Raw genomic sequence first — 24,439 nt, 5'->3', positions numbered from 1 at the left:
CCTATTTCCAATTGATTTTGTATATTTTTATACAAGTTTTTGTTGTTATATATACAAAAACTTGTATATTTTAACTCAAATGCACTATGCTTTAAACAAAGATCAACTTTTTGATATTTTGAAAGGTTGGAATTATTTCCTGAATCGCAGGGTACACCTAATAGCTTGCGGCGGAACAGCCATGACCTTGATTGGCGCGAAAGCCTCGACCAAAGATGTTGACTTTATGGTCCCTCAACCAGCAGAGTATGATTACCTGATCAAACAATTAAAGGCAATGGGCTATAAATCGGTTACCGGCCCTGGATGGCAAAGACATGGCGAGCAATTCCATTTTGATATTTTCAGAGGCAACCGCATCCATACAACAGAACTTCCGGACTCTCCGCTTGAGGAGGGCAGGCACTCCGTCTTGATTGAATTTTCTCATCTTTATGTTGGAATTTTAAATCATTACGACTTGATCAGCAGCAAGCTGTTAAGGGGGACAAAGGTTGATTTCGAGGACTGTTTGGCATTAGCCATAGCCTGTCGTTCAGACCTTGATTTAAAGCTGCTTGCATCGCACTTCAAGGAGCTGGTTTCCTATGATATCGCTGAAGAAAGGTTAAGATCAAATCTCGATCATTTCCTAAAGCTGTTGCAGGAAAAGGACGGCCATGAATGACAAAGAGCTTTTGAGCCGTTTATCGAAGCTCGGATTCCCCATGTTCGAGCCCAGCGATTCACAGGATGCAAATGAAACATTGGCTGAGATAGTGAAAAGCCAAGACACCCGGCTTTTGGAAGGATTTCCTGTGCTTCTGGCAAACGCAGGTGAAAACTATCAATTCGATCCTGAACAGGTTGCTCAGAAATTGGGAAGCAAAACGTATAAAGACCGCTTTCATCAACTCATGCTATTATCCGCCGCTCTTTTTTCTTTTTATCATCTTTCATTTTCATGGTGGAATAATCTGAAAAAAAATCTTTCCCAGGAAGATAAATATATGGTCTCAGCGAGGAAGACCGATTTAGCTAAAAATCACCCCTTAAAAATAAACGATATAGAACTTGATTCAGAAAGAGTAAAAAAACTCTTTGAATTGTATTTTGAACAAAAAGCAGAAAGAGAAAAACTGCGGCAGGAAAGGTTTACCGAGCTTTCCCTGGAATATGCGATGTCACAGGTTTTTTCTCAAAAACAAAAGGAATTGTTTAAAAAAAAGCTGGAAGGTTACCCGCTAACCAAGACAGAACAGGAATATTTTTCCAGGGCAGTCAAAAAAAAGGTGGTGGCGCTTGCAAATACTGATCTGCACAGCTTGGCTAAAAAGCTGTTAGAGCGACCCTGACGCCAATTTCATGCTCCTTTTGAACCCTTAAGCGGTCAAAACATGACAGCAATATCCAAAGGGAGAATCATAGGCATTAAAATTTTAAACGCTTCTAAGTAATTTATCGGGTTTTAGGTTTTGGGTATTAGGTATTAGGTTAATGAAATCAAGAATTTATGGTCGGCACGGTGGCCGACCCTACGATGAATCGGGTTTTTCCCCATTCGTAGGGCGGGCCACCGTGCCCGCCTGAAAAATAGATAGAACAAATTTACCGTGCCTCAGTAGCGCGTAGGGTGGATAAGCGACAGCGCATCCACCAATTGAGCAATTAAATCTCGTAGCGCGTAGGGCGGATAAGCGCCAGCGCATCCACCACCAGCCGTAGGGTGGATAAGCGCCAGCGCATCCACCAATTGATCACCGAAAAAGCATCCACCAACAAAAAATTTCTAAATTAAACACAGACTCCTAACCGCATCAACCCGACCTCCTTCCCTCGGCGGGTTATGCGGAGCGTTATATAGGTCCGACCCCATTAGAGAATCTCAGTTATCAGTTATCGGTTACCAGTTATCGGCTATCATTAACCATTAACCATTAACGAATAACCAATAACCAATAACCATTCACCATTAACCATCTAAGGCGTTAAAACAGGCTCTTGTGGGATGTATTGAATGATATTTGAGCTTGTTATGCTGGTCCGACCCCGTTTCAGAAAGCTGTGATAAACTACCTACTACAGGCAACCGAGATTGAAACAGCCAAAATTGTTCAATCAATTGCCTGCATTTCAGATAAAGGAGGGGATATTGCCATGACAACCGCAGAAAAACTCAGACAGGAAGGCATGCAGAAAGGCAGACAGGAAGGCAGCCATGAAACTGTGATCACATTGGTCCGCAATGCAAAAAAAAATGGGCTGTCCGAAGAAATGATCGCCCGGATAGCCAACCTGGACATCACCCTGGTCAGAAAAATACTGAATAATGAACCTGTCGAAATCCCGCTGCACCTGCTGTCAGGCAAAGAACAGTAACAACTCGTGGTCATTTCTGATAAGCTGAAAACCAATGCCATCTCAACTCTTAAAAGGCACTTTTTGCCCCCAAAAAGCGCCTTTTAAGAGCAAAAACCCCCTGTTTCTGAATTGATTCCCTATTAATAACAAACACTTAGCCGGGTCCGACCCCACCTCTGCATGTCCATTGAAGAAATTGCCCGGCTCACTGATATGGATGTTGAAGAAATAAAGAAAATGCTGTCAAACCGGATCGACACCGATAAGGAATAATCATTCGGCGGATGCGCTACCGCTTATCCGCCCTACACCCGAACTATATTAAAAACCTAAACCCGCAGCCCGGATAAGCAACCGTAGGGTGGATAAGCGCCAGCGCATCCACCAATCAGATAAGCGAAGCGCATCCACCACCACCACCACCAACTTAAACGAACCGCATCCACAATAGGGGTAAATCATGGAAGTACAATTTGTAACAGATGCTTCAGGAAATAAAACTGCTGCAATTGTTCCTTTTGAGGAATGGGAGCGGATGGAAGAAGCAAAAGACTTGCTGGAGCATATTTATTTTTCAGAGATAATAAAAAACAGACAAAACAGCCGCCCCGGAGTTAACCTTGAAGATTTACTGAACGCAGAAGGATTGACACGTGCCGATCTGGAAAGTTGAGTTGACACCTTTGACTACAACGAATAACCCCCAAACCCTGAACCCACTTAAAACTTAACACTTAAAACTTAAAACTTAACACAATGAATATTCTAATCACCGGCGGCGCCGGCTTCATCGGCTCAGCCTTAGTCCGCTACTTGATCGGCCGCACAAGCTGCCGCGTGATCAACGTGGACAAGCTCACCTATGCCGGTAACCTCGATTCCCTGGCCGATGTCATGGAAAGCCCCGGACACGTGTTTGAGCAGATCGATATCTGCGACCCATCGGCCCTGGCCGGCCTGTTTGACAAACACCGGTTCGATGCGGTCATGCACCTGGCCGCAGAATCCCACGTGGACCGCTCCATTACCGGGCCGGCCGAATTTATTAAGCAACCGTAGTAACCGTAGGGTGGATAAGCGCCAGCGCATCCACCAATAACTGGATAATCTCGTAGCAAATCGTAGGGTGGATAAGCGCCACCGCATCCACCAATCAGGATAATCTCGTAGGGTGGATAAGCGACAGCGCATCCACCAATCAGATAAGCGCCAGCGCATCCACCAAACCCCAAGCGCCAGCGCATCCACCAATCAGATAAGCGAAGCGCATCCACCAATAACTTAAGCGCCAGCGCATCCACCAATCAGATAAGCGAAGCGCATCCACCAATCAGATAAGCGCCAGCGCATCCACCAAACTGGCCCATCCGGCTCAAAACTTTAAATCAAAACTTTTTAATGCTTGCTAAACACCAAATCCTTCTAACCTTTCTAAACAATGATTTTCAAAAAGCCTCTTTGGAAGGTTTAAACGCGGAAACCCGGACCCAAATCCTGTCCGAAGCCAACCGCCACCGCATCGCCCCGCTGCTCTATAGCAAAATCAAACACAACCGGGCCGAATCTCTCTTCCCGGCGGATGTACTCCGGCAGCTCCACAAAAAATACCTGGCCACTGCCGCCAAAAATATGGCGCTTTTCCACCAGCTAGACGAACTCCTGACCCGGCTCAACAACAAAAACATCCCGGTCATTCTCTTAAAAGGCGCGCACCTGGCAGAATTCGTTTACCAGGACATTGCCGCCAGACCCATGTCAGACCTGGACATCCTGGTAAAAGAAGAGCATCTGCCTGAAACCGTCCAAACCGCCTTTGACGCCGGCTACCGGTTTTTTTACGATAAAAACAATGCCCATGAAAAAAATGACGCGAACTACCATTACGACATCCTGAAACATTACAAGCATTTTCAGCCGCTGATCCACCCGGAAACAAAATGCCTGCTCGAAATCCATTGCTTCATTACAGAAGTCGGCGGCCCTTTTAACATACCCGCATCCGATCTGTGGCAGGATGCCCGGCCGGCTGCGTTAAATGACAATCCGGTCTATCTCTTATCCCCGGAACATTTAATCATATACCTTTGCCTCCATGCCGCATATGACCACCTATTCGCTTTTGGGTTGAGCACGCTTTATGACATCGCGATAACTTTTGAGCATCACCACCAGTCAATCGATTGGCAGAAACTGATCACCCGTTCGCAAACCTGGGGCACGCTTAACTGCCTCATGCTGTCACTTTATTTTACGAAAAAATACCTTCACGCAAACATCCCGGATTTTGTATTGCAAAATTTTCAGACCAGTGAAATGGTTGACGCGGCAGAAGAAAGGGTTTTTACCAAAAGGGAACTTGCGCCGCTGCACCGCCATCTTTTCAAATGGCGCAGCCGCCGGGGATGGCTGGCAAAAACGCAATTTATCAAAGAAATCTTATTGCCGCCCCGGGAGTTTATGGCCAACCGATATATAAAACCCAAAAATAATCGTATGATACTTAAAAGCTATTTTGTAAGGTTTGGCCAGACCCTCAAAGCAATATCATCCATAATCAAATCCTATCTCTTTGATGCCAGCTACACCTCGCGCTTCAACCAGGGGAATACTGATTATCAATTAAAACAATGGCTATCCATGGGCAGATAAAATCACTTTTTTCTTACCCCTTTATTTTAAACCACATAACCACATTCTATCTATGAAAAAAATACCCAAACGTATACTCGTCACCGGCGGCGCCGGCTTTTTAGGCTCCCATCTATGCGAACGCCTGCTTGAAAACGGCGATGAACTCATTTGCGTGGATAACTGCTTCACCGGCAATAAATCCAACATCTACCATTTGATGGACAACCCCAAATTTGAGTTCCTTCGCCATGACGTCACCTTAGAAAGACCATTTTGTAGAGGTTTTGGATTGACGAACCAAATCCAGCGGGCATCCGTCTCTGTTATGTCCAATTTAGCAGAAGGATTTGAACGCGGCAGCAGCTCTGAATTCCACCAGTTTCTGACCATCGCCAAAGCATCATGTGCTGAGTTAAGATCCCAGCTCTATGTGGCTCTGGATGTTGGCTATATTTCAAAAGAAAAATTTCAAACAGTTCATAAAGCCGCTTCAGAGCTTGCCCGAATCATCGGTGGCCTAAAAGCCTCAGTCCGAAAACAAAAATAACTCAATCTGCAAAACTTGACACGAAAAACAATAAAATATACTTCACAACTCATAACCCATTGTTCATAACTCATTGCTCATTGCTCGGCACTCATTGCTTTTAACGATATGATAAAACAAACTACAGAACCCAACACCGAAGGCCTGCTCACGTCTCTAAACCGCCTCCGCTTCCTCTTCAACCGTCGGGATAAGATTGTTTTTCTCATTCTTTTGGTCGGAATGATTATTGGCGCCTTTCTGGAAACCTTCAGTATCGGCATGATCCCGGCCTTTATCAGCGCGGCCATGAACCCGGAAAAAATCCTGCAGTATGCGCCGGCCGAAGCGATCCTCGGCTTTCTGGGCATCACAGATACCCGCGGCATTCTCATCTGGGGCTGTGCTGCCCTTTTATTTGTATTTACAATCAAGACCTTATATCTTTGCTTTCAATACTATTTACAGATCCGTTTTGCGCAAAACCGTCGGTTTCAGCTTACCCGCCGCCTGTTCACCGCCTATATGAGCGCGCCTTATCTGTTTCATATCCAGCGCAACTCCTCTGAATTCTTACGAAATACCATTTCCGAATCAAGTCAAATCATAAACAGAGTTTTAATGCCGCTTCTTTCCTTAACCATGCAGGGAATGATTGGGGTGTCAATAATGGTTTTGTTGTTAGCCGTGCAGCCAGTCATGGCAACCGTGGCAGGAGCCGTACTGGGTTTCGCCGGCGGCGGCTTTCAATGGTTGGTTAAAAAGAAAATTATTGCATACAGCCGTGCTGCCCAGGAGCACCGCAAGCTGATGTTCAAATCCATTCAGCAGGGGCTTGGTGTTATCAAGGAGCTTCGCATCCTTCACAGGGAAAAGCATTTTGTGGCCAGCTTTGTTCGCAGCCTGCGGGAGACGATAAAAGAAGCGCGCTTTCAGGGTGTTACCGGTAAAATTACTGCCCCATATTTGGAATTTGTGGCAGTGGCCGGTCTTCTTGGCATCACCCTCTCCCTGATAGTGATGGGCCAGAAAGCAGAGTCCGTGGCCCCTACTTTGGCCCTGTTTGCCGTCTCATTTGTCAAGCTGAAAAACAGTATCAGTGCTGTAGTTAGCGGCGTCAACCAGCTCAACTCTGGTTTAGTAAGTATTCAGCCCGTCTACAATGATCTGATGCTATTGGAGCAAAGGAAGAAGAAAAATGAGCTGAAAAAATCCAATGCCGGCGAGCAGCGCCGCTGGCATATGACAGAAGCGCTTGTATTGAAAGACATATGCTTTCGTTATCCCAATTGCGGTGAATACGCTCTTAAAGATGTGAATTTAACATTGCCCAAGGGCCACTGTATTGCCCTGGTAGGCCAGACCGGTTCCGGGAAAACCACTCTGGTTGATACCATCCTCGGCCTTTTGGAACCTGAATGCGGGCGCATTTCAGTGGATGGCCGCGATATTTATTCCAACCTGCGTGCCTGGCAGACAAATATCGGCTATATCCCGCAGTTTATTTATTTAACCGATGATTCCATCCGCAGGAATATCGCTTTGGGGATAGACGATGCACAAATTAATGAAGAGCAGCTTTGGCAGGCCATCCGCGCCGCCCAATTGGATGGCTTTGCTCAAACACTGCCCCAAGGTGTTGATACCGTAATTGGCGAGCGCGGCATCAAGCTCTCCGGCGGCCAGCGCCAGCGCATCGGCATAGCTCGGGCCCTGTACCATAACCCGGAGATCCTGATAATGGATGAAGCCACTTCAGCCCTGGACAACGCCACGGAAAAGGCGGTTATAAAATCCATTTCTCAGCTTAAGGGTGAAAAAACCATCATTATGATTGCCCATCGCCTGTCCACCGTTCAAAACAGCGACACCTTGTATTTTATGAAAGATGGAAAAGTCGAAATTAGCGGAAAATATGATGAGCTCATCGATCTGCATGATGAGTTCCGGCAAATGGCCCAATCGAATTAATTGACAAGGTTTTAGTTTCAATTAAAACCGCCGTCCTCTATTTAAGAAATATTTGTTGCGCCTTAAACGTTAAGATAAAGGAGTTAGCTGAATTTTGGAAATATTGGCGATCATCCCGGCCCGAGGCGGATCGAAAGGTATTCCTCGGAAAAATATCCAATCACTTGCTGGAAAACCTTTGATTGCACATTCCATTGAGGCCGCAAAATTGAGCCAATTGGTTGATAGAACCATTGTATCGACAGACGATCCAGAAATAGAGGAAATTTCACAAAAGTATGGTGCTGATGTCATCCGGCGGCCCGCTGACATCAGCGGAGGTGCCGCCAAATCCGAAGACGCCCTTTTGCATGCGCTGCGGCATTTGGGTGATACTGAAAGTTACTGTCCTGACTTAATCGTTTTTCTTCAATGCACTTCTCCGCTGACAATTGCCGAAGACATTGACGGCACCGTCAATGCCCTGATTGATGAAAATTCGGATTCCGCACTTTCGGTTGCGCCATTCCATTATTTTCTCTGGAAAAAAGACAATTCAGGCAACACCGTGGGTATCAATCACGATAAAGGCAGACGGCTCATGCGACAGGAGCAGCTCCCCCAATATATTGAGGCCGGAGCTGTTTATGTCATGAAAGCCCCTGAGTTTTTGAATGTGGGCCATCGGTTTTTCGGCAAAACAGCAATGTATGTCATGCCTAAAGAGCGTTGCTGGGAAATCGACGAACCTATTGATTTGCGTATTGCTGAAATGCTGATGAGGCAAAAGGATACGTCGTTGGCAGTCAAAAGATTGCCGGATAAAATTGACGGCATTGTTTTTGACTTTGACGGCGTCTTTACTGATAATCGGGTCTTTATTGATGAAAAAGGCAATGAAGGAGTCAATTGCAGCCGAAGCGATGGCTGGGGAATGGCTGAAATGCGGCGCGCAGGCATTCCCATGGTCGTGATTTCAACGGAAAAAAATCCTGTCGTCGCCGCCCGATGCAAAAAACTGAATATAGAATACGTTCATGGCGTTGACGACAAACTCCGGGAATTAAACCGCTGGGCAACTGCGCAACAGGCAGTACTTAAGAACCTGATCTACCTCGGAAATGATGTAAATGACCTCGATTGTTTAAAAAACGTGGGGTGCCCGGTGGTGGTGAAAGATGCGCACCCGGATGCGCAAACCCATGCATCCATTATTCTTAAAGCAAATGGCGGCAATGGCGCCATCCGGGAACTGGCTGATTTGATAATGCAAAAATAAAAAGACGATGATTTTATAAATTTTTTCTACAGATGCTTTCGATTAATGTTTAAATGAGAAAATATGCCAAATAGAGAGGATTTTATGCCAAAAACTGTCGAAATTGGAGGCCGTTTAATTGGGGAAGGACAGCCCGCGTATGTAATTGCCGAAATCGGTTTGAATCATAATGGGGACCTGGATATCGCCAAAAAACTGATCGACGCTGCCGCACTGGCAGGGTGCGAAGCGGTTAAATTTCAAAAACGGACCCCAGAGGAATGTGTTCCTCCTGACCAGAGGGATATTGAACGGGAAACGCCCTGGGGGGTGATGACGTACATGGAGTACCGGTATCGCGTGGAGTTCGGCGAGGAGGAATACAGGCAAATAGACAATTACTGCAAAGAAAAGGGGATTGCGTGGTTTGCTTCCTGTTGGGACAAGACAGCGGTGGATTTTATGGAGCAGTTTGAACCGGTCTGCTATAAAGTCGCTTCTGCATCACTCACCGACAATGATCTTCTAAAACATATCCGGAAAACGGGCAGACCGATTATGCTTTCAACTGGAATGTCAAAGATGGAGGAAATCAAACAGGCGATTCCTGCGGTGAACACCTCCCCACTTTTGATTGCCCACAGCACCAGCAGCTATCCTTGTAAGCCGGAGGAACTCAATCTCCAGATGATCAAAACCTTAAAAGATATGTTTGACTATCCCATTGGTTATTCCGGTCATGAAGTCGGGTTGCAAACGACTTATGCCGCGGTTACATTAGGTGCGTCATTTGTTGAACGGCATATCACCCTGGACCGCACCATGTGGGGCAGTGATCAAGCGGCTTCCGTGGAACCCTGGGGCCTGATGCGCTTGGTGCGGGATATCCGGGTTATTGAAAAGGCATTGGGGGACGGTGTTAAGAAAGTGTATGAGAGTGAAATGCCGATAAGATCAAAACTTAGAGGCAATTAATGCCTGGGCAGGGTGTTTTCAAAATTATAAAGCAGCAGAAATATAAGCATTGGCTTTTTGCCTTGGGTCTAAAAGTCCATGCCTCATCAAGTTGACGTGTATAAAAAAATCACCGTTGGGCATCAAAAAGGAAGCCAGGAAGCCCTATGATAACCCCCTCTACTCATATAATTGCCAAATATAAAATAGCGGCAGGTTATCAGCGCTTTTGCGCATAGTTCTTTCTTTTGCTATGCGAAGACCTATATTTTTTGAAAACACAGAAATAATAAAGCGTACCTTTATCGGAGACCCAATTGGGGGTAGATTGGCAACGATAAGATCATGAGTTTCTGAATTTTTAACACCTCTAAATTGAAAGAAAACGCACAGAGTTATGCATAAATTTTACAGTCAAAATGGTGAGGATTTTCTTCTTTGGTCGCTATTTGAAAACCTAAAAAAACCTGGTTTCTTTGTGGAAGTTGGTGCCTTAGATGGTATAAGATTTAGCAATACATATTTCTTCGAGAGCAAAGACTGGAAAGGTATATGCATTGAGCCTCAACCTGAATATTTTAAACTTCTATCAAAGAATCGTCCCAATAGTTATTGTTTTGAAGGAGCGGCAAGTAATGAGAATGGGTATATAGATTTTTATGCCGATAAAAATGGAGATTTTTCAACATTGATAAATAGTAATGCGGAGCGTGCAAAAGCTAAAAATAAAGTCGAAGATTATAAGAAAATTATCGTTCCCATTAATAGACTTGACGAGATATTAGAAAAAGCAAAAGCTCCAGTACCTATAGAATTCGTATCAATAGACGTTGAAGGAGCAGAACAGCTTGTACTAGAAGGATTCGATATATCCCACTATAAGCCTCGTGTTTTAATTGTCGAAGCCAATGATGCTAAATCCAATCAGATAATTGATCAATACATGAAGAAATATGGATATTTTAAAGCTGGTAGGCTTAAAGAAAATAATTTCTATTGCCGAACATTTACAGATTTAATTAGATTGTCTTTGATACCTCTAAAGTGCTCCACAATCTATCCCCCTCATCCTTTAAACCCAAGGGAAGGCATTAATGATTCTTGGAGAACTAAGCACTTCAATGAGGGGAGTTTTGCAAAAAATAATTTTAAGAAATTCGTTAAACGAATTTTTAACCGATTTAAAGGATAATATTCATTTTATGTTAAGTTTTGAACTTTTCAAAACGGCCCAGATGCAAATAGTTGATACTGATGGAATATAGCTTGATACGAAAGGTTTTAAGCCGACTGGGAAGACTTTTTTTAAGTGAAAAAAGATATCAAGCTATAAGAGAAAAAATTTTGGGCCATTTTCGGGTGGATAGTGAGACAAAATATAAGAGAATAAGGGCGACATTCTTTAAAAAAACTCGTAAAAGAGAGGAATACCATAATGTATACCGCTCTCGTTTGAATCACCTTGTGCATGTAGACCAGCCCATGGTGCTTATTTCTCAGGCTGCTAGATCCGGCGGCACGATGCTGCACAGGTTATTTGATAGTCATCCGGAGTGCCATACATACCCTGTAGAATTGGCAATGGGAATAAAACCGGATATCTATGATTATCCGTGGCCAGAAATAAACTTAAATGATACTCCAGAAACTTGGCTCAAGTCTCTTGTTCAGATACACGTATGGAGATGGCTGAAGAATGATTTCCGGTATTGGCCACAGGATAAAGAAACCTACCCATTTATTTTTTGCCCATTGTTATGTGAAAAAATATTTAACACATGCGTGGTTGACCTGAGACATTCAGCCATCAATCAGAGAAACATATTTAATTCTTATATGACAGCATTTTTCAACGCGTGGGTTGATAATCAAAATCTTTATAGCCCGTCTTTAAAAAAATTTACTGTGGCTTTTGCCCCCCAAATGGTTCTTGAAAAAGAGAACATTAGAAAGTTTTTTGGAGTTTATCCCGATGGGAAATTTATCTCTGTTATTCGTGACCCTTTTAGCTGGTATGCTTCGGCTTCTCGTTACCGCCCAAAAATATATGGAGAAATCGAATCAAGCATACAGAATTATTGGAAAAAATCTACCAATAACGCCATTGAACTTTGGAGAGAGCACAAAGAAAGGGTGATATTAATAAGATTTGACTCTCTTGTTCAGAATACGGAGGGAGTGATGGAAGGCTTAGCTGGTAAGCTGGGCATAGAATTTACTAATTCAATGCTGGACCCTACTTTTAATAATCATAGTATAAAAGCAAACTCAAGTTTTAATGAAAAGAAAAATTTAAAGAAACAAACAATAAATCGATATAAAGAGATTTTATCTCAAGATGAGATAAGACGAATTGATTTGCTATCCACCGAACTCTATGACAAAGCCTTAAAAGTATCCGAGGCATTTTGACTTCTTGTACTGCATGAAATTTTCAAAAATCCTTTTCATAACATGTATGCCTCTTGAAGCCCCCCGTTCTGCATCAAAGGCATTTATGGGTGTTCTTCTTGATAAATACCCTGACTTATTCGCCTGGTTTTCCCTGAGAGCACCGGAGCCGGAAACGCCAAATCCATTTGATATCCCATACGGTTTTACCGAATCTTTTCAGCGTCTGACCCGTTATCCGCATTTGAAACAATTTATCAAATTATTTCCCTGGGCCTGGTACGCAGGGAAAAAAGCTGCTGATTTTGGTCGCACCCATCAGGTCCAGGTGGTGCTGGCCGACCTGGCGTTCGAAGCGGTTGTCGCCGGCCGGGTAGCTGCTCGGATTTTGGGTGTGCCATTGCTTTCAATGGTGCATGACGACCCGGTTAACCGTATTCGAGTTAAAAATTACCCCTCTTGGCTGGTCAATTTGTACCACCGTGAGTTTGAAAAGACCCTCAGGACTTCTCAAAGCTGTGCCGTCATCTCGGATTATATGGGAGAAATTTACCAGAAGCGTTATGGGGTGAAAACCATCACCCTGTTTCCGGGTGTGGAAAAGGAAAAATGTTTAGCGCCACGCACACTCGATTCCAAAAAATCGCCAATCATCATTGGCTCAGTTGGCAGCATTAATTCCAAAAGAAACTGGAATATATTGGTTGAATCAGTGAATTTGCTAAACCAGCGGCACGGTAAAGGGAAATTCCGCATATTGCATCTCGGCAGGCCTTCCAGGGATCTTTTAATAACTGAGGATGTGGAAGCTACTGGATGGCTGCCGGAAAAAGAATTTGAAAGCCAGTTAAGGCGAATTGATATCGGCTTTCTTAACTGGGATTTTGCACCGGAAATGGCAGAAACCCGGCGGACCTCACTACCTCTTAAAATAACAACATATATCCAGGCGCAAGTACCAATGTTGGCATTGGGCCCGATTGACAGTACGGTAGTAAGATATCTAAATGATTATGATTGTGGTTTGGCTTGTACCAAACCCGAAACGAAATCCTTTGCAGATCAGCTTGAAAACTTGGTTTTTAACGGCGATCTTTTTAATAGTGCTCTTAATGGCGTGATTGCTCAAAAAGCCATTTTTTCTCGTCAGGTTTTTTTTAAATGTTTTGAACAGTTTGTGCAACCTATCTCCTTAATAATTTGATTTGATAAATAGATCCTAAAGAATGACCGTATATTTTTATACTCATACACTCATAGCACCATTTGGGTCAGGCACTCAAATCCGACAGTTTACCAATATACGGGCTTATCTCGACCTGGGAATGCAAGTAAAGGTTATTCATATTACACAGAAACCAGCTTATAAGAGTGCCACTCTACCTGACGGCGCGGAGTATTATCCAATCAAACCAGATGCTGCCATGGTGGGATGGCGTCATCGCATTGCCTATAAAATTGGCTTTCCATTCGAAGATGTCTTGCATGTTTTATACCCTGATCGGCAATTTATCATACACGCTGTATTGGAAAATGAGAAGAAAACCCCTGGCGCTATTCACCACTTTGAGTATCCTTCTACGGCGAATGTAGCTATTTCTTTGCAGGGGGAAAAATTGAAATTGATCTGGAGTTGCCATGACTGGGAATCAGATCGTTACCTGAAACTCTCAAGAATGCGTGAAGAAGCGGGTAGGAGAAAGCCATTTTTTGAAAGAAAAAGGCGATTGCTCTATGCCAAAAAAATCGAAAAACGGATTGCAAAGGCTATCAGTCTGGTAATGACGATTTCAGAGCATGAAAAACGCATTTTTCGGGAGAAGCTTGGTATTGACAAGGCTGAACTACTTCCTATAAGTTGGCCTGATGAATGTCCGCCTTGTCGCTCCCGTGTTTGGGCTAAAGATGGGATGATACGACTTCTGCATGTCGGTAGTCCCGATGCAATGGTGGGTTACTACTCCTTAAACTTTATCCTCGAAGATGTCTATCCGCTACTGCCACAAGACATTCTTTCTCGCCTTGAGTTGTGGATTGTCGGCAAAATAAAAGATACGCCTTATTCCGGACGAATTCGGCAATTAGCCCAAAAGTATCCACAGGTAAAGTTTTTGGGTTTTGTAGATAATATACGGGATATCTATACACAATGTGACCTGCATCTAGTGGGTAATTCTGTGGCAACTGGTCTGCGCACGCGCATAATTGAGTCTTTCGTTTGTGGTATTCCTGTTTTGAGCGTTTCAAACGCCGCTGAAGGAATTGTTGGATTGCAACCGGGGCAAAATATTCTGATTGAGGACACACCTGAAAATTTTGCCGCTCAAATAACTTCCTCAGTTATTGATCCATCTTCTTTGCAGCGTCTTTCAGAGAGGGGACGTGCTTTGTATGACCATTTTTACTCTCGCCCTCTTTCATCTGCCATTTTAGGGAGCTTGCTCGCGAAGTACATCTTTGTCGCTTCAAACAGTTCCATTCCACCGAATACAAAGGATGTAATCCCCTAAGAACAATATATAAAATTCAATGCTTACCTGAATTTTCCGCATAGATTTCCAGCTTTAATCGTACATAATCACCTCATAAGGCTTTGTGTGCGAAAACTGAAAAATAAGTCAGAGGATTATAAACTTGGGCAACCTACCAAACCTAATAATTTTTGGAATAGCGAAATGTGGAACAAGTGCCATTCATGATTATCTAGATTTACACCCCCAAATTACCATGTCCAAAATAAAAGAACTTTCTTTTTTTAACTCGAATAGGGCATGGAAAAGGGGCATTAACTGGTACGAGTCAAATTGGCCTATTAGAAATGACATATTGGGAGAATCCTCCCCTTCATACACCGAAGATGCAGATTGGCAAGAAGTCCCTGAAAGAATCGCTCATACCCTTACAGATGTCAAATTGATTTATATGGTTCGCGACCCAATTGACAGGATCCGTTCCCATTATGCTAATGCTTATCGAAAACATTTAGAAAACCGAACTTTTCAAGAAGCTATTTTTTCTGATCCGAAAAATCTTTTCATCGATCTGAGTAAATATTACAAAAAAATTTTGCCCTTTTGGAATTTGTTTGGGCAACAATCGATATATATTGTTGACTTATGGGATTTAAAAACGAATCCACGCGAGACGATGCAAGGGGTTTTTCGGTTCCTTAACGTTGAAGATTCATTCTATTCCCCAAAGTTTGAGCGTTCGATAAACAATAGTTCAGTTAAGAAAAGAGAGATAAATATCATAACTGCACTTCGTCATTTTAAAAACAATACGATACTATCAAAAATTCATTTTCCCCTTTTCCTTCATAAGGTTAATAAAATATTTTTCAAGCGTGCGGTCCGTTTACCGGAGCTTCAAAGCGCTGAAAGAAAAATCCTTGCTCGGTATTTAGAGGAAGATATTCAGAAATTTAGAGAATTATCTGGAAAAAACTTTAATCACTGGTCTGTATAGATATGCCTCGAATAGGACGCCACCCCCTAAAAAATAAAAGCATAAAAGATGAACCCGTTGTTCACCAGAAGGTCACAGTCACAACCATCGTTTATATTCCAATGCTTTCTGGTTATTGGAGTGAAAGTTTGGAGGTGCTAAAACTCTTTTTCAAGAGTCTTTACGATAACACCCATGAGCCGTTCGACCTGATGGTTTTTGATAATGGTTCATGCGAAGAGGTCAAAAATTATTTAATAGGCTTGCAACAAGAAGGTAAAATCCAATATTTAATTTTTTCAAGCCAAAATTTGAAAAAACTCGGTGCGCTCAACTATCTTCTTTCTGCCGCGCCCGGCGAATATATAGCCTTTGCAGATAGTGATGTATATTTTCTCCCTGGTTGGTTGGAGGAGTCGCTCAAGATAATGGAGACTTTTCCTGAAGCCGGCCAAATTACGGCTTTACCTTTGGCTAACTCTTTAGGCTCTCGTTATTCAGGCACGCTTTTTGGAATTGAACAGTCTTCAACTGTTTCCGTTGAGCATGGAAGCAATTTGATTTCAGAAGATTTTTTGTTTGCTCATGCGACTAGCATAGGCATAGAGTGGGATAAATATACTCAGCGGCTTGCAGGGCGTAAAGATATCCTTGTAAAACGGAACTCGGTGGGCGCTTTTGTTTCTGCTGCTGATTTCCAATTTCTCACTACATCAAAAGCGCTTAGAGATGTTTTGCCAATTAATAATGTTAGGCAAGAAGAATATTTTGATCCGATTTACAGTCCAGTATTTGAGATTCGCTTGAACCAAAAAGGGTATTGGAGGTTATCAACAGTAGATTATCTCGTTCACCATATGGGGAACAAAATCCCTGACCTTCAATCAGAGCTTTTTTGGTTATCCAGTGATAGTATTTCCTGCCAAAATAAAAAATTTGTGCCTCATAAGTCAAATGCCTGGCTTGCTTATCTAAAAGGAAACCGCTTCGTTCGATCTCTTTTTAAAAAACTCAATTTAATGACTTATCGATTTTTATATGAATAATGAAATATTTCAAAGAATTTTAAAACAAATCAAATCGGCTTATAGTTACTGGGGATTTCGTTTTTTTATTCGACCAACCGATACCTTCATAGTATCTTATCCAAAATCTGGCACAACTTGGCTTTCTTTTTTAGTGGCCAATATTCTAAAAGATGATTTAACGGTGTTAAATTTGAAAAATTCAATTAATTATATTCCTGATATCAATAAAGTTTACTTAAAAAGAAAAGGTTATTTGCATGGAAGCTTAAAGACTTTTAATCAAATGCAATCGCCGCGCATCTTCAAAGTTCATTCCCCCTACGATCCTTTGTTAAAGAAAGTCATTTATGTATTACGGGACCCTCGGGATGTTATGATTTCTTATTGGCACTATCAAAGAATGTGTAATAAAAACTTTTTTCTAGATTTAAAAAGCTTTATTGAGTTAGATGATATCTGGCCTTGTAGGTGGGATTCACATGTAGCTGGATGGTTAAACGCTCCTAATAAAACGAATATATTATTTGTTTATTACGAAAGTTTAAAACAAAACCCCGAATATTGTCTAAAAAAAGTTTTAGATTTCATAGGGATTACATACGGTAATAAGCAAATATCTACTGCTATAAAATCCTCTAGCTTCAAAAGTATGCAAACACTTGAAGACCGCTACGGAACCTCTGAGAAATTGCAAAACAGGCAAGAGCGGTTTGTGCGCAAAGGTTTGGCTGGAGGATGGAAACAAGAGTTAGACGCTGAATCCCTGCTATCCTTAGAAGCTAAATTTGCTAAAGAAATGCAGCGGGCTGGTTATCGCTTATCTACTTAACCATAATAATATGAAATCTAAAATCGCCATAGTTGTCCCTAACTATAAACCTGATCTAACAGCTGAAGAGAAAATATCTCTACGCCACCTTTCGCATTACTTAAATGATTTTCCCCAATTTGCGATACAACCAGTTGGGTTGGGAAAATGCTTGGAGGGGGTCGAATTGCGGGAATTTCCTGCCCATTACTTTAAAAATATTAAAAATTACAGCAAGCTTCTGCTTTCCCCGGAATTTTATGAAACTTTTGTAGAATATGATTACGTATTGATCTATCAGTTGGATTGCCTGGTCTTTTCCGATAACCTGCGCAGCTGGTGTGAAATGGGCTATGACTATATAGGCGCGCCGCTATTCGAAAAAGAAAGCCAGCCGCCACGTATCTCGCGGGTCGGCAATGGAGGCCTCTCCCTGCGGCGCGTTCAGTCCTTTCTGAATGTATTAAATACAGAACATATTCCCCCATGGAGTGCTGTTCTGACCGCCAATCTGCCTGATCTGAAAAAGTTCCCCCTTCCGGCGCGCTGGTCCAAGAAATTGCGTGTAATCCGCGACGCTCGTCGTGGAATTGAATGGTATAGAACACATTACAGTCTTAACGAAGACCTTTTCTGGTCTGATCGCGCTCATCTGTTTCATCCGAACTTCAAAATTGCGCCTTCCGATATAGCCTTAGGCTTTGCCTTCGATGCACACCCCATGACCTGTTTTGAACAAAACAATCGACAAATGCCATTTGGCGCTCATGCCTGGGCCAAATGGAATCGCGACTTTTGGGAGACTTATATCTACAAATGAAGCAAACAAATTTTGACAACCTTACCCCTGTTTTTATACTCGGTATTGCTCGTTCCGGCACCACATTATTGCAAAGTTTGCTGGATGGCCACCCGCAGCTGCTTGTGGATGTTGCTGACTCTCATTTTGTGTCTTGGTATAAACGCTATTATCGCTGGATAGACCGGCTGAAAACCTGGTCTGATTCATTTGAGAAACGGCTGGATTTTGCCGAAGCAATTATGATCAGTTACATTTTTAACCAGAAAAGCCGCTATTATCAGGATTTTCTCTCGCATGTCTCGATAGATGGGCTTAAAAAGCAATTTCGATCCTTAACAATGGCCTCAGATCAACGCCCCCAAGATTTTATTCAGTCATATTTCCATGCTCTTGGCCTGGCGTCCGGCCACCTGACAAAGGAAACAAGGTGTTGGGTGGATAAATCTCTTTCTTATGAGTATTTATTTTATCGTTACCTCCAGTGGTGGCCAAACGCTAAATTTATATACGTGATCCGGGACCCACGAGATGTATACACATCCTATAAAAAAAGGGACATCAAAAACAAACGCCGTACTACATCTGTTGAAAAATTTTCTCTGACATGGAGCAATTCATTTTGCACGATGCAGGATTGCCAGAGCATGGTTGCCACAAAAAATCGTTATATATTGCGTTATGAGGATCTTATTTATAACCCCCAGAGCATAATGCAATCCATTGCCAAGTTTTTAGATATTAATTTCCAGCCATGTCTGCTTTCACCCTCCAAAGGGTTTGGGCGGGTGCCTTGGGGTGGCAATCCTGAAAGCGGTAAAAAACAAAAAGGTTTCATTTATAAAGATGCAGCCCGAAAATGGGAACACTATTTACAGCCAAGTGAACTGGGCCGCATTGAATCTTTGCTTGGCGATCAAATGGAAACCCTCGGTTATACCCTTTCCAGGAAACGCCAACCGTTTATATCAGCCACTCTGAATGTAGTCGCGCGACGCTTTTTTTTTCGCGTCCTTAACTTCGGTCTATAATGGAATTTCCGGTTTTCAGCATCATCATTCCTTCTTTTAACCAAGGGGAATACCTTGAAGGGGCTATTCAGTCGGTGCTGGAACAGGATTACTCCGCCACTGAGTTGCTTGTGATTGACGGTGGCAGTATTGATGATTCGGTCGAAATCATTAAAAAATATTCAGATCGGTTGGCATTTTGGGTGAGCGAACCAGATTCAGGCCAGAGCCAAGCCATCAATAAGGGCTTTGCGCGTGCCAGCGGCGAGATTATAACTTTTTTGAGCAGTGATGATTTATATCTACCCGGCGCCTTTGCTGACGTGGCCGAAATCTACAAACGGGAAAAAGAGGTCGGGGCTATCGTTGGCGCATTCTGCTTTTGGGATCCCGGGCAGTCGTACCCTGGCGAGCCTATAACGCCCTTTTTGGAAAAGCCTTCGCCCTGTGATCTTACATTAGGGCCGCCCTCTGTCTATCGTTTGCACCAGGTTAGCACTTTCTATACGAGATCTGCGCTGGATACTGTCGGGCGCCGTGTGCGTGAGGATATGAAGTACGTCATGGATCGCGAATTGCTTTACCGCGTCTGTCGCAGTTTTCCAGTGGCGCTATCTAATCAGACCTATAGTATTTTCAGACGTCATGCCGATAGCAAAAGCGTGGCCGATGTTTTGCCCTTTGCGCGCGAATTTGGTCAACTCTATCAAGATGCCATCTCGGGGGCCCCGCAGCTGGATCATTTGCGCAGAAAAATGGCTGCCTACCGCATCGCAAGGGGCTACGTTAAATACGCCAGGGCGATCCAACGTTTTCCCCAATCGCCTTTTGCAATGATTCGGGCAGCCTTGCTGATGCCTTCTCTACTGACTTCAGCGGGTTATTGGCGTAATTTCTTTTATAAGTAAAATAGCCACCTAAGTTGTTGAAAATTTATGTTTACTGATCGTCGTCCTCATATTGTCATGGTCATTGCGCGCGGTGAAGCCATCCGCAACTTTGTTTTTTCGGATACTTTGCGTGTTCTCAGTGGGTATGCCCGTGTTACTTTGCTTTCGATTGTGGACCATGGTGATGTAATCGCCCAGGCGCGGCCTTATGCTGAGCGCATCCTGCCGCTCAAGACCTACAAGCCCAATCGCTTGGTCACGTTCTTTCACGATATTATTAATACCGCCCATTATCGTTGGATGTGGACGGAAGCGGCCAAATACTATTGGGGCAAGCACAACAATCGGGTGCGGGGTAACCGCCGGGAGAAACTTAAACTTTTCCTGACTCGCACTTTTTCCACCTTGTTTATGAACTCCACCATGTTGAGGGCAGGTACAAAAGTCGACACATGGCTGCAGTGGTATTTGCGGCCAACACGCGAAATGGATGATTTGTTGACCCAACTTCAACCGGACTTGGTCTTTAACTGCTCCCATATCCACGGCCCTCAAGCCGATTTTCCGATGCGAGTAACCAAGGGACTGGGCTTCAAAACGGCTGCATTCCTATTTTCTTGGGACAACCTGACCTCGCGCGGACGCATTATGGTACCCTATGATTATTTTCTGGTTTGGACAGAAAACATTAAGAAGAAATTTTTAGAATTATATCCGCATATAGCCCCGGAGCGTGTGTCCGTGACCGGCACGCCGCAGTTCGACTTCCACTTCAATACGGATTTTCACCTGTCCCGTGAAGAACTCTGCCGCCGGGTCGGGCTTGATCCATCGAGACGCTTTATTCTTTATACAACCGGTATGAACCCTGATTTTGCCGAAGAGCACCGAACAGTTCGGGCAGTGATCGAGTTCCTGCAAACTTTCAATCATGAAGAACGTCCCCAATTGCTGGTGCGGACCTACATAAAAGGCAACAGTGCGGAAATGCTCGCCCTTAAGGATGAAATGCGTGGCCATCCTGATGTGGTCTTCCCGCCAATCCTGTGGGACAAACAATGGGTCATGCCTCTACATGAAGACCTGTACATTTACACCAACCTACTCAGGCACTGCGCTATGGGCATTAATGGCGCGTCCACGGTCACGCTCGAGTTGATGATGATGGACAAGCCGGTGGTAAACCTGGCCTTTGAACCTCCGGGAAGTAACTTGCCATATTACATGCGCTTTTCCAGGCACATCGATTATGAACATTACCGTCCGGTCGCTGCCTGCGATGGCGTTATGGTGGCCCGTTCGCTTGACGACCTGAAATCTATGATCCTCCGAGGCCTGTCCACCCCCCAAGCTGATAGACTGGCACGAAAACGTTTTCTGCAAGCCTTTTTTGGGGAAACATTGGATGGTAAATCCGGCCAGCGTGTGGCTGATGAATTAATTCGTTTGGCAGTTCTTAAATCATGAAAAACAAAGCACCTATTTTCCTCAATTGTCTTTCGCGAGGCGGCAGCAATATTTTCTGGAATATTTTTCTCTCGCATCCAGATGCCTGTTCACCCATCCGTGAAACACTCGAAATTTTCCGTACGAATTGGCGAGACCCCCATTGGGAAGGCTATGTAGCGGCTTTGCTCAGTGGGCAACCATTATTGTTCGATCAGTGGAAACTAAAACCTCGCCGACCTGTTTCCGCATGGACTAAAAATTTCATTGATGCCACTTTGTATCGGCACAAACTGCGGACTTTTTCCGACCCTGATATGCGCTTTAAGGCTGAAGGAGAATTATATACACGGAATGAAGTCCATAGCGCCCGGTTAGTGACAAAAAACAACAATGGCCTTTCTTTTTTAAGTGACATGTTTTCGGAGATGTACCCGGATGCCACCTTTTTTGCACTTCTACGCGATCCGGTTCCCCTTTATGAGAGCCACCTTCGGCGAAACATCTTCAAAAGCCCTCAGGAATTTGCCGCATTTTACAACCGGCTTGTAGATCGCGCTGTCAGCGACCAAGAACGCTTCCCTTGCTATCACATCATTCGTTTTGAGGACATCCTTTCAGACCCACAAACCATGATTCCGCGCCTTCACCAGTTGGCCGGCCTCGATCCGGGTAAAGTGGATAAAGTCAGATTCCGAGCCAAGCCACATTTTCTGCCGGATGGCACGCATGGCACAAGCCTGCCGGCTTTTGACCATTATTGGTTTGCCCTTGATCAGGTATACGATATTTTGGAACCAGGGATCAACCGCTTCCAAGAAGAGCGTATTGCACGCGCTGAGCGCGAACAGGTTGCCGACCTGACACGCGAACACCGCGAGAGGTTTTGTTATGCCTGATCCATCCATTTCAGTTGTCACGCCTACCCTTCGCCGGCCAGAGCAAGTACGCGCCTTACTAACAAACCTTAGTCGGCAGAAGCATCTGCCGCATGAGCTTATTTTGGTGGATGGCGCGCCTGCCGGCGAGGATGATACGCAAAGGGTAATTGAAAGATCGGCTCCCAGCCTGCCCTTTGCGGTCAATTATATTCGGCGTGGGGGAGGAACGGCTATTCAGCGCAATATCGGCATTGATGCGGCACAGGGGGAATATATTGCTTTCATCGATGATGATATTCGTTTGGAACCGGATTTTTTTACCTTGATGCTTGAAGCTTTCGCGGAAGATGTTGATAATAAAGTCGGCGGTGTCACTGGCTACATCACCAATCAACACCTTGATCCGACCACTTCAAAGCGGTGGAAATGGTATCGCCGCTTGAAACTATTCACAACCTTTGAACCAGGTCGTTTTGATTATCAGACCGGCTACCCCATCAACCGTTACCTCCAGCCTCCACATGATACTTTGCGGGAGGTGGATTTTTTATCCTCTGGCGCCGCTTTGTGGCGCAGACAGGTCTTTGAAGGAGGGCTACGTTTCGATGAATTTTTTGTTGGGTTCGGGGTTTTGGAAGATGCCCAGATGTCTCTCCGTGCAAAACGCGATTGGGTCTTGCTCGAACATGGACTAGCCCATTGCCAGCATCTGCATGCCCGCGAGGGGCGGGAAGACGGACATCTGGTGGCCAGAAAAACGGCAATTAATCATCGGTACCTATTTATAACAATAGTCCCAAATCGGACAATCAGACAGGAATTACGTTTCTGGCTTGTGCAATGCATACAATTGATTATTTACCTTAATGCTGCTCTTAACCAACCTAAAAAAAAATCCTGGGAAGCAGTGACTGGTAAAATATTAGGTATCTATGATGCGTTTTTATTAACACATATCAAATAGATAATTTAACTTTTTATTATTATCATTACTAACTTGACAGTCCAAAGTTCTGTTTAAAGTTGCAAAATGTTCGATTTATGTGTTTTATATAATACGTACTCAAATTTTTCTGATTATTGCCTGTTTTAAGGGCTTTTAAAAAGATTTAAACTTACGTAAAAAATTATTAACATACGTCTTTTTGCCCTGTATCCTCCAATTCAACAACAATCGAAAGGAGGATGCAAAATGGACCAATTTGACGATTATTTGAAGTATCAAAAAGAGGTTGCAGAAGCAACACTCAAAATCATTGACCGATTTCAGGGGCGGGCTAAAGAGAAGCCCAAAAAACGTACGTCAAATATTGAAATCATTCGGCACGTACTCAGCACCGCCGATCGCCCCTTACATGTCTCTGAAATCATCGATCTGGCTGAAACCCAGTTCCAGGTCACACTTGAAAGGGATTCGGTGGTCTCCGCTATCCTGAAAAAGATTAAAGCCGGTAAAATGTTTATTAAAACCGGGCCCAACACATTTACGGTAAAACAAGCGCCCTCCAAGGAAACAGGAGGGCTATCATGATAGATGTCATCAGCCATATGTTATCTGCTTTTCGCAGCTGCTTTGCCCGAACGGCGGCGTTTAACTGGTTCGTCGTCGTTATTTTCGGCTTCATGGTCCGGCTCGACCATTATGGTGTGAGCTCCTTTGTACGGTGGCTCCAACTGAAACCGTCATTCTATACCTCCATGCTGGCGTTCTTCAGAGCCACTTCCTGGAAGCTCACCGACATTTTACAAAAATGGTGGCAACTTGTTCTCTCGCATTGCCCGTTGATCTATATCAAAGATCGCATGCTCCTTGCCGGCGACGGCATCAAAATCTGCAAGGAGGCCGAAAAGATGCCGGGGATTAAAAAACTGCATCAGGAATCGGATAACTCCGGCAAAGCCCCGTATATTTACGGCCATCATTATGGGGCCATCGGGCTCATGGCCGGCTGGGTAAAAAAAAATCTTTTGCATCCCCCTTTGTGCAGAGTTGCATGAAGGGGTAGAAGAGCTCCGAGAGTTCCAGGGTAAGCCAGCGCCGCTGGTCAATGGCCGGCCAAGGGTCAGCGTGACGAGCCTG

25 protein-coding genes are annotated in these 24,439 nt (G+C 44.0%); all 25 read left to right on the top strand.

The genetic code is table 11. The features are described 5' to 3' along the window. The first annotated feature begins 79 nt into the window (after window positions 1-79). The 25 genes from U5L07_05205 (at window position 80) to U5L07_05085 (ending at window position 24,357) form a co-directional block, all read left to right on the top strand. Window positions 80-667, top strand: coding sequence for a DUF6036 family nucleotidyltransferase (locus U5L07_05205; GenBank protein MDZ7831126.1), 588 nt, complete (start codon window positions 80-82; stop codon window positions 665-667). Beyond that, complete coding sequence (locus U5L07_05200) at window positions 660-1,334, top strand: hypothetical protein (GenBank protein ID MDZ7831125.1); 675 nt, start codon at window positions 660-662, stop codon at window positions 1,332-1,334. The genes U5L07_05205 and U5L07_05200 overlap by 8 nt, the downstream gene beginning before the upstream one ends. An 802-nt stretch (window positions 1,335-2,136) precedes the next feature. Beyond that, window positions 2,137-2,358 carry a hypothetical protein gene (locus U5L07_05195; protein MDZ7831124.1) on the top strand — a complete coding sequence of 74 codons (222 nt, stop codon included), beginning with the start codon at window positions 2,137-2,139 and terminating at the stop codon, window positions 2,356-2,358. Window positions 2,359-2,800: 442 nt separating this feature from the next. After that, complete coding sequence (locus U5L07_05190) at window positions 2,801-3,013, top strand: hypothetical protein (GenBank protein MDZ7831123.1); 213 nt, start codon at window positions 2,801-2,803, stop codon at window positions 3,011-3,013. An 83-nt stretch (window positions 3,014-3,096) separates the two neighbouring features. Beyond that, window positions 3,097-3,399 (top strand): GDP-mannose 4,6-dehydratase, encoded by a 303-nt coding sequence (locus U5L07_05185; GenBank protein MDZ7831122.1) that lies wholly within the window; start codon window positions 3,097-3,099, stop codon window positions 3,397-3,399. A gap of 339 nt (window positions 3,400-3,738) precedes the next feature. Continuing rightward, window positions 3,739-4,989, top strand: a complete 1,251-nt coding sequence (locus U5L07_05180; GenBank protein ID MDZ7831121.1) for a nucleotidyltransferase family protein — start codon at window positions 3,739-3,741, stop codon at window positions 4,987-4,989. Between the two features lie 52 nt (window positions 4,990-5,041). Continuing rightward, entirely contained in the window at window positions 5,042-5,518 is a 477-nt protein-coding gene (locus tag U5L07_05175; protein MDZ7831120.1) for a four helix bundle protein, read from the top strand. A gap of 288 nt (window positions 5,519-5,806) precedes the next feature. After that, the gene (locus tag U5L07_05170) at window positions 5,807-7,468 is read left to right on the top strand and encodes an ABC transporter ATP-binding protein (GenBank protein MDZ7831119.1); all 1,662 of its coding nucleotides are present in this window, start codon (window positions 5,807-5,809) and stop codon (window positions 7,466-7,468) included. Between the two features lie 94 nt (window positions 7,469-7,562). Next, window positions 7,563-8,726, top strand: a complete 1,164-nt coding sequence (locus U5L07_05165; protein MDZ7831118.1) for an acylneuraminate cytidylyltransferase — start codon at window positions 7,563-7,565, stop codon at window positions 8,724-8,726. An 84-nt stretch (window positions 8,727-8,810) separates the two neighbouring features. Continuing rightward, window positions 8,811-9,680 (top strand): N-acetylneuraminate synthase family protein, encoded by an 870-nt coding sequence (locus U5L07_05160; protein ID MDZ7831117.1) that lies wholly within the window; start codon window positions 8,811-8,813, stop codon window positions 9,678-9,680. 376 nt (window positions 9,681-10,056) lie between these two features. Next, window positions 10,057-10,851 (top strand): FkbM family methyltransferase, encoded by a 795-nt coding sequence (locus U5L07_05155; protein ID MDZ7831116.1) that lies wholly within the window; start codon window positions 10,057-10,059, stop codon window positions 10,849-10,851. A gap of 74 nt (window positions 10,852-10,925) precedes the next feature. Then, the gene (locus U5L07_05150; GenBank protein MDZ7831115.1) at window positions 10,926-12,071 is read left to right on the top strand and encodes a sulfotransferase; all 1,146 of its coding nucleotides are present in this window, start codon (window positions 10,926-10,928) and stop codon (window positions 12,069-12,071) included. A gap of 13 nt (window positions 12,072-12,084) precedes the next feature. Further along, the gene (locus U5L07_05145; GenBank protein MDZ7831114.1) at window positions 12,085-13,254 is read left to right on the top strand and encodes a glycosyltransferase; all 1,170 of its coding nucleotides are present in this window, start codon (window positions 12,085-12,087) and stop codon (window positions 13,252-13,254) included. Between the two features lie 22 nt (window positions 13,255-13,276). Then, window positions 13,277-14,560 carry a glycosyltransferase family 4 protein gene (locus U5L07_05140; protein MDZ7831113.1) on the top strand — a complete coding sequence of 428 codons (1,284 nt, stop codon included), beginning with the start codon at window positions 13,277-13,279 and terminating at the stop codon, window positions 14,558-14,560. 124 nt (window positions 14,561-14,684) lie between these two features. After that, on the top strand, window positions 14,685-15,518 hold the full coding sequence (locus tag U5L07_05135) for a sulfotransferase (protein ID MDZ7831112.1): 834 nt from the start codon (window positions 14,685-14,687) through the stop codon (window positions 15,516-15,518). Window positions 15,519-15,652: 134 nt separating this feature from the next. Next, a complete protein-coding gene (locus tag U5L07_05130) occupies window positions 15,653-16,543 on the top strand; it encodes a glycosyltransferase family A protein (GenBank protein ID MDZ7831111.1) in 891 nt (296 codons plus the stop codon). Continuing rightward, a complete protein-coding gene (locus U5L07_05125; GenBank protein ID MDZ7831110.1) occupies window positions 16,536-17,354 on the top strand; it encodes a sulfotransferase domain-containing protein in 819 nt (272 codons plus the stop codon). Before U5L07_05130 ends, U5L07_05125 begins: the two co-directional genes overlap by 8 nt. Next, window positions 17,311-18,153, top strand: coding sequence for a DUF5672 family protein (locus U5L07_05120; protein MDZ7831109.1), 843 nt, complete (start codon window positions 17,311-17,313; stop codon window positions 18,151-18,153). Before U5L07_05125 ends, U5L07_05120 begins: the two co-directional genes overlap by 44 nt. Continuing rightward, window positions 18,150-19,163, top strand: coding sequence for a sulfotransferase (locus U5L07_05115; protein ID MDZ7831108.1), 1,014 nt, complete (start codon window positions 18,150-18,152; stop codon window positions 19,161-19,163). Before U5L07_05120 ends, U5L07_05115 begins: the two co-directional genes overlap by 4 nt. Beyond that, a complete protein-coding gene (locus tag U5L07_05110) occupies window positions 19,163-20,050 on the top strand; it encodes a glycosyltransferase family 2 protein (GenBank protein MDZ7831107.1) in 888 nt (295 codons plus the stop codon). The genes U5L07_05115 and U5L07_05110 overlap by 1 nt, the downstream gene beginning before the upstream one ends. A gap of 27 nt (window positions 20,051-20,077) precedes the next feature. Continuing rightward, window positions 20,078-21,499 (top strand): hypothetical protein, encoded by a 1,422-nt coding sequence (locus U5L07_05105; protein ID MDZ7831106.1) that lies wholly within the window; start codon window positions 20,078-20,080, stop codon window positions 21,497-21,499. Continuing rightward, on the top strand, window positions 21,496-22,377 hold the full coding sequence (locus U5L07_05100) for a sulfotransferase (GenBank protein ID MDZ7831105.1): 882 nt from the start codon (window positions 21,496-21,498) through the stop codon (window positions 22,375-22,377). The genes U5L07_05105 and U5L07_05100 overlap by 4 nt, the downstream gene beginning before the upstream one ends. Next, the gene (locus U5L07_05095) at window positions 22,370-23,323 is read left to right on the top strand and encodes a glycosyltransferase family 2 protein (GenBank protein MDZ7831104.1); all 954 of its coding nucleotides are present in this window, start codon (window positions 22,370-22,372) and stop codon (window positions 23,321-23,323) included. The genes U5L07_05100 and U5L07_05095 overlap by 8 nt, the downstream gene beginning before the upstream one ends. A gap of 228 nt (window positions 23,324-23,551) precedes the next feature. Beyond that, complete coding sequence (locus U5L07_05090; protein MDZ7831103.1) at window positions 23,552-23,890, top strand: HTH domain-containing protein; 339 nt, start codon at window positions 23,552-23,554, stop codon at window positions 23,888-23,890. Next, window positions 23,887-24,357, top strand: a complete 471-nt coding sequence (locus tag U5L07_05085; GenBank protein MDZ7831102.1) for a hypothetical protein — start codon at window positions 23,887-23,889, stop codon at window positions 24,355-24,357. The genes U5L07_05090 and U5L07_05085 overlap by 4 nt, the downstream gene beginning before the upstream one ends. The last annotated feature ends 82 nt before the right edge of the window (window positions 24,358-24,439 follow it).

The organism is Desulfobacterales bacterium (genome assembly GCA_034520365.1).
Classification (GTDB): Bacteria; Desulfobacterota; Desulfobacteria; order Desulfobacterales; family Desulfosalsimonadaceae; genus M55B175.
This window is presented reverse-complemented; position numbering and strand designations above follow the sequence as displayed.